13 protein-coding genes are annotated in these 18,474 nt (G+C 72.8%); 7 read left to right on the forward strand and 6 right to left on the reverse strand.

Features of this window, described 5'->3' with window-relative positions; genetic code table 11:
• Positions 1–68: 68 nt before the first annotated feature.
• Genes Aut01nite_RS26840 through Aut01nite_RS26855 form a run of 4 tightly spaced genes read right to left on the reverse strand, consistent with a single transcriptional unit; the run spans position 69 to position 5,875 of the window.
• Complete coding sequence (locus Aut01nite_RS26840; protein ID WP_043523699.1) at positions 69–2,819, reverse strand: ferritin-like domain-containing protein; 2,751 nt, start codon at positions 2,817–2,819, stop codon at positions 69–71.
• Positions 2,820–2,842: 23 nt separating this feature from the next.
• Positions 2,843–4,222, reverse strand: coding sequence for a methylaspartate mutase (locus Aut01nite_RS26845; RefSeq protein WP_043523698.1), 1,380 nt, complete (start codon positions 4,220–4,222; stop codon positions 2,843–2,845).
• A complete protein-coding gene (locus Aut01nite_RS26850; RefSeq protein ID WP_043523697.1) occupies positions 4,215–4,652 on the reverse strand; it encodes a cobalamin-dependent protein in 438 nt (145 codons plus the stop codon). The genes Aut01nite_RS26845 and Aut01nite_RS26850 overlap by 8 nt, the downstream gene beginning before the upstream one ends.
• The gene (locus Aut01nite_RS26855; RefSeq protein WP_043523696.1) at positions 4,649–5,875 is read right to left on the reverse strand and encodes a cytochrome P450; all 1,227 of its coding nucleotides are present in this window, start codon (positions 5,873–5,875) and stop codon (positions 4,649–4,651) included. Before Aut01nite_RS26855 ends, Aut01nite_RS26850 begins: the two co-directional genes overlap by 4 nt.
• Positions 5,876–6,098: 223 nt before the next feature.
• Between Aut01nite_RS26855 and Aut01nite_RS26860 the strand changes: the two genes are divergently transcribed.
• The 3 genes from Aut01nite_RS26860 to Aut01nite_RS26870 are packed head-to-tail and all read left to right on the forward strand — an operon-like array spanning position 6,099 to position 10,529.
• Positions 6,099–7,280 (forward strand): nucleotide disphospho-sugar-binding domain-containing protein, encoded by a 1,182-nt coding sequence (locus tag Aut01nite_RS26860; RefSeq protein ID WP_083998645.1) that lies wholly within the window; start codon positions 6,099–6,101, stop codon positions 7,278–7,280.
• 29 nt (positions 7,281–7,309) lie between these two features.
• Positions 7,310–8,467 carry a glycosyltransferase gene (locus tag Aut01nite_RS26865; protein WP_043523695.1) on the forward strand — a complete coding sequence of 386 codons (1,158 nt, stop codon included), beginning with the start codon at positions 7,310–7,312 and terminating at the stop codon, positions 8,465–8,467.
• A gap of 37 nt (positions 8,468–8,504) precedes the next feature.
• Positions 8,505–10,529, forward strand: a complete 2,025-nt coding sequence (locus Aut01nite_RS26870) for a glycoside hydrolase family 95-like protein (protein ID WP_043523694.1) — start codon at positions 8,505–8,507, stop codon at positions 10,527–10,529.
• 272 nt (positions 10,530–10,801) lie between these two features.
• Here Aut01nite_RS26870 and Aut01nite_RS26875 read toward each other — a convergent pair whose 3' ends face one another.
• Complete coding sequence (locus tag Aut01nite_RS26875) at positions 10,802–11,710, reverse strand: ArsR/SmtB family transcription factor (protein ID WP_052163430.1); 909 nt, start codon at positions 11,708–11,710, stop codon at positions 10,802–10,804.
• Positions 11,711–11,938: 228 nt separating this feature from the next.
• Here Aut01nite_RS26875 and Aut01nite_RS26880 point away from each other — a divergent pair, with 228 nt between their 5' ends.
• On the forward strand, positions 11,939–12,580 hold the full coding sequence (locus tag Aut01nite_RS26880) for a TVP38/TMEM64 family protein (RefSeq protein ID WP_152628578.1): 642 nt from the start codon (positions 11,939–11,941) through the stop codon (positions 12,578–12,580).
• Here the strand turns inward: Aut01nite_RS26880 and rfbB are convergent.
• Positions 12,559–13,545, reverse strand: coding sequence for a dTDP-glucose 4,6-dehydratase (gene rfbB, locus Aut01nite_RS26885; protein ID WP_043523693.1), 987 nt, complete (start codon positions 13,543–13,545; stop codon positions 12,559–12,561). The two genes, Aut01nite_RS26880 and rfbB, sit on opposite strands and share 22 nt — an antisense overlap.
• A gap of 175 nt (positions 13,546–13,720) precedes the next feature.
• Between rfbB and Aut01nite_RS26890 the strand changes: the two genes are divergently transcribed.
• Genes Aut01nite_RS26890 through Aut01nite_RS26900 form a run of 3 tightly spaced genes read left to right on the forward strand, consistent with a single transcriptional unit; the run spans position 13,721 to position 18,450 of the window.
• The gene (locus Aut01nite_RS26890) at positions 13,721–15,454 is read left to right on the forward strand and encodes an ABC transporter ATP-binding protein (RefSeq protein WP_043523692.1); all 1,734 of its coding nucleotides are present in this window, start codon (positions 13,721–13,723) and stop codon (positions 15,452–15,454) included.
• Positions 15,451–17,211 carry an ABC transporter ATP-binding protein gene (locus Aut01nite_RS26895; protein WP_043523691.1) on the forward strand — a complete coding sequence of 587 codons (1,761 nt, stop codon included), beginning with the start codon at positions 15,451–15,453 and terminating at the stop codon, positions 17,209–17,211. Before Aut01nite_RS26890 ends, Aut01nite_RS26895 begins: the two co-directional genes overlap by 4 nt.
• 15 nt (positions 17,212–17,226) lie before the next feature.
• Entirely contained in the window at positions 17,227–18,450 is a 1,224-nt protein-coding gene (locus tag Aut01nite_RS26900) for a glycosyltransferase (RefSeq protein ID WP_043523690.1), read from the forward strand.
• Positions 18,451–18,474 lie beyond the last annotated feature (24 nt).

Raw genomic sequence — 18,474 nt, forward strand, 5'->3', positions numbered from 1 at the left:
CACGCGGCGAACACACGAAATGGCCCGCCGCTCCCGGGAGCGGCGGGCCATTTCGTGTGGATGGGGTGTCAGCGCGGGGCCGGCGACTGGAACGCCGGGCCGAGGACCGTGGACGCACCCTCCGCGGACGGGATCTCGTACAGCCGGCGGGCCTGGATCTGCAGCTGGCCCATCAGCGCCACCGCGTCGTCCAGCTGCTCCGGGTGGCCGTTGAAGACCCGGTGCAGGCTGGCCAGCATGTTGGTGTACGACTCGTCGCACTTGAGCGACTCGCGGCGGCCCAGCGAGCCGTCCGGCAGGTTGTAGCTGTCCGGGTCGTCGACCACCGGGTACACGCCGTCCGGGTCGAACGGGATCTCCGGACCCTCGTACGCCCACTTGCCCTTGCTGTTGCGGATCAGCTGGCGGCCCTTGACGATCTCCTCGAACCGGTAGTAGTGCCCCAGCTCCTCCGGGTCGCCCAGGTTGTCGCCGTCCAGGTCGTGCGGGCTGCCCTCGCCCTGCTCGATGATCTGCAGGATGCCCAGCAGCGCGCTGCGCCGGTCGGTGACCTGGTACAGCGTGGTGGGCGCGTCGGGCCAGGCCACCTGCTTCTTCGGGTCGCCGGTGAACAGCTTGCCGTCGTCGAACTTGATGATGGCCCGGGCGATCTGGTTGTAGAACCAGCCGATCGTCATCGGCGTGTACTCCGCCTTGCCGAACCACTCCTGGACCTGCTGCATCGCGCCGGCCTCGGCCTCCTGGACCCGGCCCTGCTTGTCCGCCTTCACCGCGCCCTTGGCGACCACCGCGCCGTGGTACGGCTTCCCGTCCACCTTCGGGTGCTCGGGCAGCTCGATCGTCATGAAGATGTCCTTGACGTGCTGCGGCGAGAGCTTGCGCAGGCGCACGTTGAGGTCCGGCAGCACCGGGCCGGGAAGCCGGCCGGGGTAGGTCGGCACGGCGCCCGGCCGGCCGATCACCGGCGTCCCGCCCAGCGCGTTGATGATGTTGGCGACCTGGGCCATGTGCTGCATCTCCTCGAGCAGCACCCCGCGCAGCAGCTGGCGGATCTCGTTGTTGAAGCCCGGTTTGATGGAGAACAGCGCCGCACAGTACGGCGGGATCACCGCCTGCTCGAGCAGCAGCGCCTGCTGCAGCACGGTGAGCAGTTCCTCACGGGAGCTGATCTCCATAATCGGCGGAACGGGCTTGGTCTCCAGCCACTTCACGATCATGTCTCGCTTTCCAGGTGAGAGGTCCCGGCTCACCGGCATGTGCGTCGGGGAGTCGAGGGGTGCCATCAGGGTGCGTTTGACGTAGGTCTTCTGCTCCACCACGTGGTTGTAGTTACCGAGATCGAAAAGACCTCGCATCACAGGGTAGAGGTTCGCGTACTGCTGGAAGATCGGGCGCACATCGCGATTCCACGTTGGACGCGCGGGCGCCTCGTGCCGGTCGAAGACCAGTGCGGCGACCCGCGCGTCGGGCTGGCCGGGACGGGCCGGACTGCCCAGCAGAACGGCGGTCGCGATGCCGTCGATGGCGAGCTTGGTGCTCGGTCCCACCGCGGTCAGGGTCAGTTCGGTCCGGCCCTGGGCGTCGGTGGTGATGGTGGACGGGAACCTCAGCGCCGGGTTGACGTTCGGCTGTGTGACGGCCACCTCGAAGTTCGGCGCCGGGCGGCCGAACCTGGTCACCCGCACCGCGGTGGTGACGGTGTCGTACGGCTTGCCCGGGAACAGCCGGTGCACCGTCTCCTCGGGGTGGATCCAGGTGCCGTCCGCGCTCTCCGAGAGGATCACCACCGGCGGCTCGGCCGCGTTGATCACGGCGAGTCGCTTGTCGGCGATCGACGCGAACTGCTCGGCGGTCAGCGGCACCGGGATCACACCGGCGCGACCCTCCAGCAGCTTGTCGTCCACAGCGGGCAGCGGCGTCAGCGCCGTGGGCTTGCCGTCGCCGTCCAGCACCGCCAGGCTGACCGCGCCCAGGTCGGTCAGCGGGCCGCCCTTGCTGCTGGTCGGCCAGCTGTTCGACACGTCCAGGAAGACGGTGCGGGTGTCGTCGTCGACCCGGACCGGGGTGTCCCACATGGTGCCGTTGACCCTGCGCAGCCGCCGCCCGGCGACGAACCGGCGCGGCTCTCCGGGCAGGTACGGCCCGATGCTGCCGACCACCCGGCCGTACGTGTGCGCGGCCCCGAACTCCGCCAGGTCGATCTCGTAGCCGTCCAGCACCAGCCGGATCGACAGCAGCCCGCCGGTGGTGGTCTCGCGCAGGTGCCGCAGCAGCGGCGACGACAGGTCGTCGGCCCATCGCAGGTCCTTGAGCACGGTGGTGAGCCCGGCGCTGGCGTTGGTGCCGCCCGGGGTCTGCGCGCCCGGCCCGCGCCGCCACAGATCCTCCACCCAGGACGGTTCCACGCTGCCGGCGAGCAGCTCACGCTCCTGGTCGTCGACGATCCGCACGCCCAGCCCGTAGATGCCGGGTGTGGTCTGGTCGCGCTGGTCGATGTCCACCATCTTCGCCGACACCCGCCGGTTGTCCTCCAGCAGCGCCATCCCGACCACCGGGTCCTTCTCGGCGGAGTCGACGATCGTGCCGTCCGGCAGCAGGCCGCTGCGGATGCTCAGCCCGGACAGCCGGAACGCGCCGGTGCCACGCGGGTTGAACAGCCCGTTCTCGTCGATCACGCCCTTCGACGTGAAGTACGCCGGCCGCTGGAACCGCGGCTCGAAGGTGTCGTTGTTGTAGTGGCGCAGGGCGTTGTTGACGGTGGAGATGTCCGACTGGAACTTGCCGGAGAAGTTCAGCCGCGGGAATCCCAGATACGACATGCTCTATTCCTTAGGGGTCGGGGTCAGGCCGCGTCGCGGCGGGAGAAGTACGAGATGTCGTGGACCATCGCCGCCATCTCGCCGGTTTCGTCGCCGCCGGCCGTGCGGAGGGCGCCGCCGGAGTCGCTCAGCACGGCGTTGCGGCGCCGGACGGCCGCGGAGAAGGGCAGGCCGCCGCTGTCGGCGTACCGGATCGCGCCGGCGGCGTCGCGGCGCGGGATGATGCTGCTGCGCGCGTGCCGGGAGGCGCTGAACGGGATGTCCAGGCGCCCGGACCGGAACCCCTCCTCGATCGCCGCGGCCAGGTCGCCGGCGCCGAGCACCGGCTCCACCAGCTCGGCGACCTCCCGCTCGATCCAGGACAGCTCCTCGGCCACCCGGCTCTCGTCGAGTTCGACGAAGCCGAACATGCTCGACGCGCCGACCGTGGCGGTGCGGATGCCGCGCCGGTTCGCCGTCGCGTCGGGCAGCCCGCGCGCCTCCTGGTCGGTCTTGCTGACCACCTTGGCGGCGCCACCCAGCCGGGCGACCAGACCGCCGTACAGGATGAGCCCGGACGCCCACGCCGGGTCCGCCGGGAACGCGCCCATGAACTGGTGCAGCACCGGGAACACCTCGACGTGCGCGCCGAGATAGCGGGCGGTGAGGGTGCGGATGGCGCGCAGCGCGGCCACGTCCTGGTGGATCTCGCCACCCTGGGGGTACGCGATCGACAGGCACCGCACACCCTCGCGGGCCGCCGACACCGCCTCGAGGACGGTGACCGCGATGCTCGTCGACGGCGGGACCAGCACCGCGGTCAGCGTCCCGAACAGCTCCCGGTCCACGATCACGCCGTCGGCCGCCAGCACGCCGCAGACCGCGTCGATCTGCCGCCAGGCGCGCAGCGAGTCGGCCAGCGGCACGTTCTTGCAGTACGGCAGGTTGTAGCCGATGCCGCCGCCCTCGAACGAGGTGAACCCGGCGGCCAGCGCGGTCGCGAACAGGTCCCGGCCGTCCGGCGACCCGTGCCGCACCTCGAGCGGGGTGCCGACCGCCGCCACCAGCTCCCGGCCCCGCTGCCAGCCGTGCGCGACGAGCGGGTACCCGTTGAGCCGTTCCGGCGCCTCGGCCAGCACCCGGGCGGCCTCCGCGAACTGGCCGAGCCGGGTGTACGAGTCGATGGTGACCGACAGGACGGCCGGCCCGGCGGGCTCCAGGGCCCGCAGCAGCGCCAGCATCTCCCGGTGCCCGCCGACGCCGCAGCGCGGCTGTACCACCGGCTGGCCGGCGCGCTCGGCGGAGCGCAGCACGTCCACCACCCGCCCGCCCGGCCGGGACCGCAGGTGGGCGGTCACGTCCCGCCACCCGGGCAGCCGGGCGGCCACCGCCGGGCTGACCTCGAGGGCGGCGTGCTCAAACACCGTGGGCCACCGGGACGCGGGCGGTGCGCAGCATGTCCAGCAGGGGCACCAGCGCGGCCACGTCCTGCAGGATGTGGTCGACGCCCAGCCGGTGGAGCCGGTCCAGGTCGGCGCTCTGCTTGTGGGCGCCGAGCGAGAGGTTGCCGCCGAGGATCACCGGCCGCCGCAGCCGGCCGCGGCCGCGCAGCGTCGGCAGGTCGTGCAGGTCCTCGTACGCGTGCCCGTTCAGGCTGCCGATCAGCACCGCCTCGGCGCCCGGCTCGTCGTCCAGGGCGTCGGCGAACTCGGTCAGCGGCGTGCAGACGCCCAGGTTCATCACGGTGAACCCGTGCGCGCGCAGGTGCCGGTCGATGAGCTGGTTGGCGACCGCGTGCGCGTCGCTGGCGGCCACGCCCAGGATCACGGTCCGTGCCGTCTCGAAGGTGATCATGCTGCCTCCCCGGGCTTCCGCTCGTCGAACCGGATCGGCAGCGCGTTCAGGAACCGGAAGTTGACGCTGTCGAGCCAGCTCGGCTCGCCGCCCTCCAGCCGCCAGTTCCGGGTGCGCTGCACCAGCCGGTGCATGGCGATCTCGATCTCGGTCAGGGCGAGCGCCGCGCCGAGGCAGAAGTGGATCCCGTGGCCGAACGACAGGTGGTCGGTGGCCTTGCGGGTCAGGTCGAGCCGGTCCGGGTCGGTGTACCGGGCCGGATCGTGGTTGCCGGCGCCGAGCACCAGCGTGACCGTGTCCCCACCGCGGATGTGCCGGCCGGCGACCTCGATGTCGGCGGTGGCGACCCGGGTGGTGAACTGGACCGAGCTGTCGTAACGCAGGAACTCGTACGCCGCGTTGCCGGCCAGCTCCGGCCGCTGCCGCAGCAGGTCCGCCTGCTCCGGATGGTCCAGCAGGGCCAGCGCCGCGTTGCCGACCAGATGCGTGGTGGTGGCCTGCCCGGCGTCGATGAGCAGCAGGAAGTTGGCGAACACCTCGTCCTCGGTGTACTCGCCGTCGCGCAGCTGCGCGCTGATCATCTGGGTGAACAGGTCGTCGCCCGCGCCGCTGCGCCGCTGCTCGGCGCCGGCGTCGAAGACCTCGCGCAGGGCGGTCAGCCGGGACATCTCGGCCGACGACTGGGAGAAGAACTCGGGCAGCAGGCCGCGCCAGTCCTTCAGCAGGTGCGCCGCGTGCGCAGGCACCCCGGCCAGCAGCGCGATCACGCCCCGGGTCAGCGGCTCGGAGAAGTCGTGGATGACGTCCATCCGGCCGGTCGGCACCACCCGGTCCAGCAGTTCGTCGGCCAGCTCCTCGATCATCGACCGGACGGTGCGGATGAACCGCGGCGTCAGGCCCGGCCGGATCAGCCGGCGTAGCCGGGTGTGCTCCGGAGGCTCCCGGAACAGCATCATGTCCTGCAGGATCGCGGCCAGCGGCGCCATGTCCGCGCGGGACTCCGGCGGCAGCGCGGCGTGGAACTCGCCGATCCGCGCGCCGGAGAGCCGGTCGTCCTTGGAGAGCGCGGCGATGTCGGCGTGCGACAGCACCACCCAGCTGCGCATCAGGTCGTCCCAGTGGACCGGGTTGCGCCCGCGGAGTGCGGAATAGAATTCGTACGTTCGCCCGCTCCATTCCGGCTCGAAAAGGTCCAACAGGCTCTCGGTCTCGGTAATCGTCATGTCGCGAAGTCCTTTGTCCCCGAGCTCAGTGACAGAGAATGTATAGACGCAAGGATCTTCGCCCGGCAATCCTGGACCAGGTCCGGGAGCTGGTCTTTTAGCCCTGGTGGCGGCTTATTCATCGAGCGCTGAAAGTCGGTGACACCCGCTCCGGGCCGATGTTAGCTTTGCGGCACCAATTATCGAGCCGGGTGGCTTCCCTCATTTCATTGAGGTACCGAGAATGAGCAGATTCCTTTTCGTGACTTTCCCGATGCACGGCCATGTGGACCCGATGGTGCCGGTGGTGGCCGAGCTGGCCGCCCGGGGCGCCGGCGTCGACGTCGTCGCCGACCCCCGGTTCGCCGGCGCCTTCGCGGGCACCGGCGCGCGGGTCCACGAGATCGAGATCCCGGTCCTCGGCTCGGTTCCCGAAGGACTCGACGACCGGTCCGCCCGGTCCGCGCGCCGCCGCGCGAACGCCGACGTCCGGCGCCGCCGGGCCCGGCTCGCCGACGATCTGAGCGAGCGCTGGCCGGACCTGCGGCCGGACGCGGTGATCACCGACCTGTACGCGGAGTGGGGCGCGACCGCCGCCCGCCGCAACGGCACCCCGCTCGTCTCGTTCACCGGCACCCACGCGGTCAACCGGCGGATGGCCGTCGAGGGGGTCCGCCGGTCCGCCGGCCCGGTCGTGGCGGCGCTGCTGAACGCGACCGGCCTGATCCGGATCGCCCACCCGGCGCTGCGCGACCGCGCCGACCTGGCCCTCGCCAACACCACCGACGAGCTGCAGCCGGACCGTGCCGGGTTCGGCGAGCGGCACCGCCTGGTCGGCCCGCTGCTGCGCGAGGACAGCATCGACGACCCCGGCCTGCCCTGGGACGCGATGGCCGCCGGCCCGGTCCTCTACGTCTCCTCCGGCACCGTGTACGAACGCGGCGCGGAGTTCTACCGGACCGTGGCGGACACCTTCGCCGACACCGAGTGGACGGTGGTGATGGCGACCGCCCGGACCGACCCGGCCGAGCTCGGCGCCCTTCCCGCCAACGTGCACGCCCGGCGCTACGTGCCGCAGAGCCGGGTGCTGCGGTCCAGCACCGTCTTCCTCACCCACGCCGGGATGAACTCGGTCCTCGACGCGATCCGCTGCGAGGTGCCGATGCTCACCGTGCCGTGCTCGCTCGACCAGAAGGGCACCGCCGACCACCTGGAGCGGCTGGGTGTCGGCGAGGTCGTCGGGCGGACGGTCGCGGTCGGCGATCTGCTCACGGCCGCGCGGCGCCTGGCGGCGGATCCGGAGGTACGGGCCACCCTGCGCCGCCTCGCCGCCCCGATGACCGCCGGCCGTCCCGGCGCGCGCGCCGCCGACGCGCTGGAGGAGTTCGCCGCGACCCGCCTGGCCGGCGTCGCGGCAGTCCGCTGACCACCCGCCCACCGACCGGAGGTTGCCCCGTGGCGCGGTACCTGTTCGTCCCCTATCCGATGCACGGCCACGTCAACCCGCTCGCCACGGTCGCCGCCGAACTGGTCCGGCGCGGCGACGAGGTGGCGGTCGCCGTCGCCGCGCCGTTCGCCGCGGTCTTCCGCGACCTGGGCTGCGACGTCACCGAGATCGAGACGACGGTGGTGCCCGGCTTCCCGGAGAACCCGACGAAGCAGCAGCGGCGCCGCAACCGGCGGACCGCCCTGCGGATGATCGCCGAACGCCGCGGGATCGTCCGCGCGCTGCGCCGCCGCTGGGCGTCCTGGCAGCCGGACCTGGTGGTCGCCGACCTGGCCGCCCGGTGGGGCGCGATGGCCGCGCACGCCGAGGGCACACCGCTGGCGTCGTTCAGCGTGACCTACACGGTCAGCGAGGACATGGTGCTGGACAGCCTGCGGCGGCGGCGCAGCGAACGCTGGATCCGCACGGTCCGCCGGCTGGGGCTGCTGAAACAGTTCCATCCCGCGCTGCGTGACCGCGCCGACCTGGCGCTGATCAACGCGACGCCGCAGTTGCAGCCGCGGCACGCCACCTTCGGCGACCGCTACCACTTCGCCGGGCCGCTGATCCACGACACCAGCACGTACGGCGACGCCGACCTGCCCTGGGACCGGATCGGCGCGGGCCCGCTGCTGTTCGTCTCGCCGGGCACCGTGTTCGGGTGCTCACCGGCGTTCTTCCGCTCGCTGGCCGCCGAGTTCGCCGGCACCGAATGGACCGTCGTGCTGGCCACCGCCGGCACCGACCCGGCCGAGCTCGGCGACCTGCCGGACAACGTCGTCGCCCGGCGGTTCGTGCCGCAGACCGCGCTGCTCCGGCGGGCGTCGGTGTTCCTCACCCGGGCCAGCATGAACTCCGCGCTGGAGGCGGTGCTGCACGAGGTGCCGATGATCGCGGTGCCCCGGGCGTACGACCAGATCGGCATCGCCGCGCAACTGACCGGCCTCGGCGTGGCCGTGACACCCGGCCGCCCGGCGGGCGGCACCCCGTTCCTCGACGCGGCCCGGCAGCTGACCGCCGACCCCGAGGTCGCCACCCGGCTCGCCGAGCTGGCCGAGCCGATGCGCCGCCTCGACGGCGCCGGCACGGCCGCGGACGCACTCCAGAAATTCATCAAGAACCGTTAGGCGCCGTGCTCCGGCGCCGCCCGTCGAGGAGAGACGAATGCCAGGATTAGAGCGACGCGTATTCCTTAGAGGCCTGGCCGCCGCGGGCTTCGCCGCGACGGCCGGCGCCCAGCTGGCCGGTGGCGGCGCCGCCTGGGCGAACGGCGTCACCCCGGCGACGGCCGCCGGCGGCGCCGCGGGCGACCCCTGCGAGGCCGCCGTCCGGGACGCGACGATGCTGTGGACCCGGCCGCCGACCGGCTGGGCGGACGCCCCGGTCCTCGGCGACGGCGAACTGACCGCCCAGGTGTGGACCACCGCCGACGGCACCGGACTGGTCTTCGCGCTGAGCGGCGCGGGCGTCGGCTGGGACCGCCCGGCGGCCCGCTTCACCCTTCCCCTCAGCGGTACCCTGACCGCCGTACGGTGGCAGCTCAACCCCTGGAACGCCGAGCTCACCGGCACCGTCACCACGACCCGCGGCAACGTGGGCCTGACCCTCACCGTGCCGCACGGCACCGGCACGCTGCTGGCCGGCCTCGACCCGCGGGGCGGCGAGCGGGGCGACGCCGCCCCCGCGGCGGACGGCGCGACCGCCGGCCTCGGCTGGCGCGACCGGTGGGAGGGCGGCCGCCGCTGGCTGTTCTTCGGCGACCCCAAGGGACTGCCGGCCGGCGACCCGCGGAAGCTGCTGACCACACACCGGGACTGGTGGCACCGCTACTACGGCGGCAGCTTCGTCTCGGTGCCGGACAAGACCCTCCAGCGCTTCCACTGGCTGCAGGTCTACACCGCCGCCAGCACCGCCCGCAGCGACGCGGCCGGAGGTCTGGACACCCCGTCGATCCTGAGCGCGGTCAACCATCTCGAACGGCACCCCGCAGTCTCCGCCGCAGGGGACGGCGGCTGGCCGCAGGGCCTGGACCACGTGCTGTTCGCGATGCCCGGCGCCGGGCTCAAGGCCGGCGACGCGGAGAACCCGATCCTCGCCTGGAACCTGCCGGAGCTGTGGGACAGCTACCGGTACGGCGCCGGCGAGCGGGTGCTGCGCGACGTGCTGCGCCCGATGCTGCGCAGCGCCGTGATCCACTACGAGGACTCGCTGGTCCCGGGCGCCGACGGGCGCCTGCACCTGCCGATGACCTACTCGCCCGGGTACGGCGACGTGGAGGACGCCACCTACGACCTGGCACTGCTGCGCTGGGCGGCGGGCCGGCTCGAGCAGTCCGCGGCGGTGGATCCGGCCGGGGGCGAGCGGGACCGCTGGCGGGCGCTGCTCGACCGGCTCACCCCGTACCACACCGACGAGACGGGCGTGCTCATCGGCGCCGGTGTCCGGCTCTCCGCCTCCCAGCCGCGCCCGGCGCACCTGCTGTGGATGCACCCGCTGGGGGAGAAGGTGTGGGCGCGCGCCGACGACCGGGCCGTCATGCGGCGCAGCCTGGAGCACTGGGCGTCGATGCCGGAGGCGTGGGACGGCCGCTCCTACCTGTCGGCAGCCGCGATGGCGGCCGGGACCCGGGCGCCCGGCGAGGCGCTGGGGCACCTGCACCGGGTCCTGGACGGGACCGAGCACGCCGGCACCCGGCTCTCGTCGGCCGCGCTCTTCTCCGGCGGCGGCGCCGCGCACTCCGGCGCGACGTTCGAGGCCGCCCAGGTGACGATGCGGCTGCTGCTCTCCGCCGACACCGACGACGTGGTCGACCTCTTCCCGGCCCTGCCCGAGCAGTGGCGCGACGCCTCGGTGAGCGGGCTGCGCGCGCCCGGATCGTTCGTGGTCGACGCGTCGCGCAGCGACGGCCGCACCGACTGGGTGCGGGTCCGCAGCGAGGCCGGGCGACCCCTGGTGCTGCGGCACGGGATCGCCGGGGAGGTGGACGTCCGCGACGACGCCGGCCGTCCGGTCGCGGTGCGGCAGCTCGCACCCGGGGTGCTCACCGGCGACCTGCGGACCGGCGAGGCGATCGTGGTGCGCCCGGCGGGCGCCCCGGTGGCGGAGATCGGCGTCCGGGACGTGCCGGCCCTGGGGACCGCCCGCCAGTGGGGCCTGTCCGGCGCCGACCGGGTCGCCGCTCTGCTCTGACCAGGAGCAACGTGTGTGGCTTCCGGCCGCGGTACGCGCCCGGAATCCACACACAGGACCGCGGCACGCCCCCGGAAGCCACATGCAGGAGCGCGGTCCGCGTCCGGCAGCCACATGCAGGACCGCGATACGCGCCCGAAAGCCATACGCGGGACCCCGGTACGCGCCCGAAACCCATACGCAGGACTGCGGTACGCCCCGGACCATGCACAGGACGAGGAAATGCCGCGCGGGCATCGGCCCGCGCGGCATTCCTCATGGAAGGGAAGGGGTCAGGACGCCCGCAGCAGGGCCGGTCCGGCGACCGCCACCGGGCCGCGCGGCACCGCGCGGTCGACCAGGGCCGCGCCCAGCGGGGTGAGGCTGTGCTGCACGGTGTTCTGCCGGCGCTGCGTGGTGATCAGCCCGGCGTCCCGCAGCACGCCGGTGTGCTGGCTGACCGACGCGGCGGAGACGCCGAGCCGCCGGCCCAGCTCGGTGGTGGACGAGCCGCCGGCCAGCGCCGCCAACAGCCGGCTGCGGGTCCGCCCGAGCAGGGCGGCCAGCGCCCGCTCGCTGTGCACCTCGGCGTCCCACAACCGGGCCGCGGTCTCGCTGTTCACCGGCGGGGTGTAGACCAGCACCGGCGGGCCGCCGTCCGGGCCCGCGTTGGCACCGAAGACCTCCGGCCGGTCGAAGTGGAACAGCGACGGGGTCACCAGCAGGCCGCGCTCGTCGACGCGGATCGTCCGGTCCGAGCCGTTCGGGATCTCCAGGACCGGGAACTGCCAGGTCGCGAGGGGGTGCAGGCTGCGCAGGAAACCGTCCACCCCGGAGGTGAGGATGATGTTGCCGCGGGTGGTGCGGTCCGCCTCCAGGAAGGCGGACATCGCCTGCCGGTACGGGGCGACCGCCGTGTCGTGGAAGCGCCGCAGCAGTGTGTTCGTCGGGGTGCCGGTGTCGCCGTCGCCGAACGGGATCCGGAACAGCTCGGCGACCGGGCGCATCTGCTGGGCCATCGGACCGATCTGCTGCGCGGGGTGGCCCAGCCGAACCCGTACCGAGCGTCGCCATCGGTCGAACAGTGCGGCGCCTGCGCTGCGACTGAAGAGACGCGCGGCGAAAATGGTCTCGGAGACGGGATCGTGCGTGCTCAGCAGTCGAACACGCGCCAGTCCCTCGGCCGAGAAGACGATCCTCATTGCGTCCACCCCCGTCGATGTTTTGCTCTCTGCCGACGGACGTTACTGAGGCCCTCCGCGGGTGCGTACCCCACTCGCGGCGCCCCCTACCCCACACGTCCTCGGGGGGTACCCCACCCCTTCCGGCGTCGGGGTTTAGGCCAGGCCCGAAAGTCGTTGTCGCTCTCCGCCCCGCGCAGGATCGTCAGAAACCGCCGGAACGAGATCGAGAGGATCGGTGACGACACGATGGTGACGAGCCGGGTGGACCACGGCGACCAGCGGCGGTTCCTGGCCCTGACGGCCGGTGTGGCGGTGATCTCGCTGGCCGGCTTCGGTGTGGTCGAGCATTTCGATCCGCCGTTCCTGGCCGAGGACTTCTGGGCCGGTGGCGGGCCGGCGCCGTGGGCGGCGCTGGTGGGCGTGGCCCTGTTGCTCGCCGACGTGGCGCTGCCGGTGCCGTCCAGCGTCGTGATGATCTTCCTGGGGGCGGTTCTGGGGTTGCCGGCCGGCGCCGGGTTGTCCTGGGCGGCGACGGCCGGGTCCACGATGATCGCCTTCGGCCTGGGCCGCCGGCTGGGTGGCCGGGCGGGCGCCCCGGAGGCGCTGGAACGGCGGCTGCGCTCGCACGGCGTCCTGATGATCGCGCTGACCCGGCCGTTGCCGGTGCTGGCCGAGACCACCGCGGTCGCCGCCGGGATGACGCGGTCCATGACGTGGCGGCGCGTGCTGATCGGCGCGGTGGCCGGCACCCTGCCGCCGGCGGTTCTGTTCGCGGCGGCGGGGGCCTCGGCGCACGGCTCGTACGGGATGCTCCTGATCGGGCTGTGTGTGCTGTTGGACGGGGCGATCTGGTTCGGCGAGCGGGCCTACCGCCGCAACTCCCGGTAACGCTCCTCGGTGGCGGCCTTCAGGGGCTGCCACCACCACTCGTTCTCCCGATACCAGTCGATCGTCGCGGCCAGTCCGGCGCGCAGGTCGTCGTACCGGGTGCGCCAGCCGAGCTCGGTACGGATCTTCGTGGTGTCGTTGCTGTACCGCAGGTCGTGCCCCGGCCGGTCGGGCACGTGATCGAACGCGTCGGCCGGCTGTCCCAGCAGTTCCAGAACGGTGCCGAGAACCTCGGCGTTGCTGCGTTCGTCACCGGATCCGATCAGGTACGTCTCACCGATCCGGCCCTTGTCGAGAATCAGGTGCACCGCGGCATTGTGATCGTCGACGTGCGTCCACTCGCGGACGTTCAGGCCGGCTCCGTACAATTTCGGCCGGCCGCCTTCCAGGATGTTGGTGATCTGCCGCGGAATGAATTTCTCGACGTGCTGGTAGGGGCCGTAGTTGTTGGCGCAGTTGGACAGCGTGGCGGCCACCCCGTACGAGCGCACCCACGCCCGCACCAGCATGTCCGAGCTCGCCTTGGTGGCCGAGTACGGGCTCGACGGGTCGTAGGCGGTGGTCTCGGTGAACTTCCCGCCGTCCAGCGGCAGGTGGCCGTACACCTCGTCGGTGGAGATGTGGTGGAACCGTTTCCCGTGCCGGCGCACCGCCTCCAGCAGGGTGAACGTGCCGAGCACGTTGCTGCGCACGAACGGCGCCGGGTCGTGCAGCGAGTTGTCCACGTGCGACTCCGCGGCGAAGTGCACGATCACGTCGCTGCCGGCGACGAGCCGGTCGACGAGCTCGGCGTCGCAGATGTCGCCGTGGTGGAAGGCGACGGCCCCGGCGACCGGCGCCAGGCTCGAGCGGTTGCCCGCGTAGGTGAGCGCGTCCAGGACCTCCACCTCGTATCGGGGATGGTTCTCCAGCGTGTGGGCGACGAAGTTGGCCCCGATGAATCCGGCGCCACCGGTGACAAGCATTCTGGGCATGCGCGATATCGTACGAAATCCCGCACCGCATTTCCCGGGCCTTTTTCAGGCGTCGCTTCAACACCGTGGTGACAGCGATTCGGCGGAATCGTCTTTAACGTATCGCAGAATGACCTGGATCGCTTCCGGAAATGCTCGATACGCTCGCCGGCATGGCGGGTTCCGAGTGTTGATCCAGCTGCTGCGGCGGCGATTGCGGCCCCAATCGGCGCCGCTCGCCGGAGTCGTGGCCCTCCAGGTGATCGCGACCGCCGCGGTGCTCTACCTGCCGCGGCTCAACGCGGATCTCATCGATCTCGGGGTCGTGCCCGGTGACACCGGCGCGATCCTACGGACCGGCAGCGTGATGCTGGCGGTGACGGCGATCCAGATCGTCTGCTCGGCGGCGGCCGTGCGCCTCGGCGCGCTGGCGGCGATGAGCCTCGGCCGTGACCTGCGCGCCGAGGTGTTCCGCCGGGTCGGCACGTTCGGCGGGGTGGAGCTGGGCCGGTTCGGCCGGGCCACGCTGATCACCCGGACCACGCAGGACGTCGCCCAGGTGCAGGGGCTGGTGCTGACCGGCTGCACGGTCCTGGTGGCCGCGCCGATCATGTGCGTCGGCGGCACCGTGATGGCGCTGCGCGAGGATGTCGGGCTGAGCCCGCTGGTCCTGCTCGCCGCGGTGGTCATCGCGGCCGCGGTCGGGCTCATCATCCGGCGGATGGTGCCGCGGTTCCGGCAGGTGCAGTCGCGGGTGGACAAGCTCACCTCGGTGCTGCGCGATCAGCTCGGCGGGGTCCGGGTGGTCCGGGCGTTCGCTCAGGAGGACCGGGAGGAGGAGCGGTTCGCCGAGGCCAACGAGGCCCTGACCGGGGCCACTCTGGGCACCGCCCGGCTGCAGGCGCTGATGCTCCCGGTGATCGTGCTGGTCTTCAACGTCTCCACCATCGTGGTGCTGTGGTTCGGCGCCGGGCAGGTCGGCGCGGGCCGCCTGCAGATCGGCGAGCTGTCCGCCTTCCTGCAGTACCTGGTGCAGATCCTGATGGCGGTCATGATGGCCAGCTCGATGGCGATGGCGGTGCCGCGGGCGGCGGTGTCGGCGGAGCGGATCGCCGCGGCGGTCGGCGTCCGGCCGGCGATCAGCGGCCCGGACCGTCCGGTGCGGTGGCCGGCCGGCGCCGGCCACGTCGAGCTGCGCGACGTCGGGTTCACCTATCCCGGCGCCGAGGAGCCGGCCTTGCGCGGTGTCTCGTTCACCGCGGCGGCCGGCCGGACCACCGCCGTCGTCGGCGGCACCGGCGCGGGCAAGAGCACGCTGCTGGCGCTGCTGCCCCGGCTGCTCGACGCGACCGGCGGATCGGTGCTGGTGGGCTCCGTCGACGTCCGCGACATGCCGCTCGGCGAGCTGCGCGGCCACATCGGCCTGGTGCCGCAGCGGCCGTACCTGTTCTCCGGCACGGTCGCCGGGAACCTCCGGTACGGCGACCCGGCCGCCACCGACGACGACCTGTGGCGCTGCCTGGAGGTGGCGCAGGCCCGCGAGTTCGTGGCGAGCCTGCCGGGCGGCCTGGACGCGCTCGTCGAACAGGGCGGCGTGAACTTCTCCGGCGGCCAGCGCCAGCGGCTCGCCATCGCCCGCGCCTTGGTCCGGCGCCCCGCGATCTATCTCTTCGACGACTCCTTCTCCGCGCTCGACACCCGTACCGAGGCCGCCCTCCGGGACGCGTTGCACGAGTTCGCCGCGGACGCGGTGGTGCTGGTGGTGGCGCAGCGGATCGCCACGGTCGCCGGCGCGGACCGGATCGTCGTCCTGGACAACGGCGCGGTGGCCGGCGACGGCCGTCACGAGGAGCTGATCGAGACATGCCCGACGTACGCCGAGATCGTGCGCTCCCAGGCCTCGGCCGCCGTGGTGCGATGAACGCCGCCCCGGCCCGCCGCCTGCTCGCCCGCCTGCGCCCCTACCGGTGGCGCGTCCTGTCGGTCGCCGCCCTGGCGGTGGGCGCCGTCGGGGTGAACGTATGGGTGCCGCGGCTGCTCGGCATGGCCACCGACGTGGTGTTCGCCGGGGTGATCGGCGACACCGACATCGACTTCGGCCGGCTCGCCCTGGTGCTCGCGGCCACCACCGTGGTCTGCCTGGTGGCCGGCGCCCTCCAGTGGGTGCAGGCCCGGATGCTGGCCGAGGTGGTCGGTCAGGCGGTCCGCGACCTGCGCCGGGACGTGGAGGAGAAGCTGCACCGGCTGCCGGTGCGGTACTTCGACCACCACCCGCGCGGCGAGCTGCTGAGCCGGGTCACCAACGACGTGGACAACATCGCGCACGGCTTCCAGCAGGTGCTGGGGCAGCTGCTCACGGCGACGCTCACACTGACCGGGGTGCTCGCCATGATGCTGGTGATCTCCCCGCTGCTGGCCGCCGTCGCGGTGGTGGTGATCCCGCTGTCGGTGCTGATCACCCGCGCCGTGGCGAAGCGGTCCCAGCAGCAGTTCCGGGACCAGTGGCGGCACGCCGGGTCACTGCACGCGCACATCGATGAGATCTACACCGGGCACGAGCTGGTCACCGCGTACGGCAGATGGGACGAGGCCGGCCGGGTGTTCGCCGACCGCAACGACGCGCTGCACCGGGCCGCGTACCGGGCCCAGTTCACCTCGGGCCTGATCGCGCCCGCCACCATGTTCATCGGCAATCTGCTGTACGTGGTCGTCGCGGTGGTGGGCGGCCTGTGGGTGGCGGCCGGGACGATGAGCCTCGGCGAGGTGCAGGCGTTCATCCACTACTGCCGCCAGTTCTCCCAGCCGATCAGTCAGATCGCGTCCACCTCGAACCTGCTGCAGTCCGGGCTGGCCTCCGCGGAGCGGGTGTTCGATCTGCTCGACGCCGGGGAGCGGCGGCCGGATCCGGTCGCCGCGGACCGGCCCCGGGCGCCGCTCGGCCGGGTGGTCTTCGAGCGGGTGTCCTTCCGGTACGAGCCGGACCAGCCGCTGATCGAGGACCTGTCGCTCACCGTCGAGCCGGGCTCCACCGTGGCCGTCGTCGGTCCCACCGGGGCCGGCAAGACCACGCTGGTCAACCTGCTGATGCGGTTCTACGAGCTGGACTCCGGGCGGATCCTGCTGGACGGCGCCGACCTGACCACGCTGCGTCGCGCCGACCTGCGCGGCCGGATCTCGATGGTGCTCCAGGACGTCTGGCTGTTCCACGGCACGATCCGGGAGAACATCGCGTACGGGCGGCCGGACGCCGACGACGAGCAGGTGCTCCGGGCGGCGCGGGCCGCGTCCGTCGACCACTTCGTCCGCACCCTGCCGGACGGCTACGACACCGTCCTGGACGCCGACACCGGCACCCTCAGTGCCGGCCAGCGCCAGCTCATCACGATCGCCCGAGCCCACCTGGCCGACCCCAAGCTGTTGATCCTGGACGAGGCGACCAGTCTCGTCGACACCCGTACCGAGGCGCTGGTGCAGCAGGCGATGACGGCGCTGCGCGCCGGGCGGACCAGCTTCGTCATCGCGCACCGGCTGTCCACCGTCCGCGACGCCGACCTGATCCTGGTGATGGACCGGGGCCGGATCGTCGAGCAGGGCGACCACGCGAGCCTGCTGGCCGCCGGCGGCCTGTACCGCGACCTCCACGACGCGCACGACAACCGGCCGGTCACCCGGCCCTGAGCAATGGGGAGTTCCATGCGTATCCTGCTCGCCACCATCGGCTCGCGCGGCGACGTGCAGCCGCTGGTCGCCCTCGGCACGCGGCTGCGGGCCCTGGGGCATCAAGTACGGGTGTGCGCGCCGCCCGACTTCCAGGACTGGCTCACCGAGCTGGGCTTCGAGGCCGCCGCCATCGGCCCGCCGATGCGCCAGGCGCTGGCCACCAAGCCGCGCCCGCACTACACGCCCGAGCAGTTGCGCCCGATGGCCGAACGGCAGATCGTCGCCCAGTTCACCAAGCTCGCCGAGGCCGCCCAGGGCTGTGACCTGCTGCTGTCGCAGACCCCGCAGTTCCCGGCCGCCCGCTCGGTGGCCGAGTCGCTGGGCATCCCGTACGTCTTCGCCGTCCTGAGCCCCAACCAGCTGCCCTCGCCGCACCACGCGCCGCCGCCGATGCCGCTGTCCAACCAGGGGCCGGCCGGCCCCGGCGCCGACCACCGGGCACTCTGGGAGTCCGACCGCGAGTTCATGAACACGCTGTTCCTCGACGCGCTCAACAAACACCGGGCGGAGGTCGGCCTGCCGCTGGTCGACGACGTCCGCGGTCACGCCTTCACCGACCGCCCGTGGATCGCCGCCGACCCCACCGTCGGGCCGTGGGTGGAGCCCGCCGACCTGGAGGTCTTCCAGCCCGGCGGCTGGTTCCTGCCGGACGACCGGCCGCTGCCCGCCGAGCTGGAGCGGTTCCTCGACGACGGCGAGCCGCCGCTCTACTTCGGGTTCGGCAGCATGCTGTCGGTCGAGGACGACCTCGGCGAGGTGATGGTCCGCACCGCCCGGGCGCTGGGCCGCCGGGCCGTGATCTCCCGGGGCTGGGCCGGTCTGCGGCTGCCCGACGACGGCCCGGACACCCTGGCGGTCGGCGAGGTGAACCTGCAGCGGCTGTTCCGCCGGGTCGCCGCCGTCGCCCACCCGGGCAGCGCGGGCACCACGCTGGTCAGCGCGATGGCCGGCGCGCCGCAGGTGCTCGTCCCGCAGATGTACGACCAGCACTACTGGGCCGCCCGGATCGAGACGCTCGGCGCCGGAGCCGCGCACGCGCCGGGCCGCCCGACCACCGCCTCGCTGACCGAGGCCCTGGAACGGGTCCTGCGCCCGGCCGTGGCCGCGACCGCCGCCACCGTCGCGGCCGCCGTCCGCCACGACGGGGCCGAACTCGCCGCACAGCACCTGACCACCGCCGACGCCCTCGCGGGCTGACCCGCCGGAGGGCGGAAGGAGACG

It is taken from the genome of Actinoplanes utahensis, assembly GCF_016862455.1.
Taxonomy (GTDB): domain Bacteria; phylum Actinomycetota; class Actinomycetes; order Mycobacteriales; family Micromonosporaceae; genus Actinoplanes; species Actinoplanes utahensis.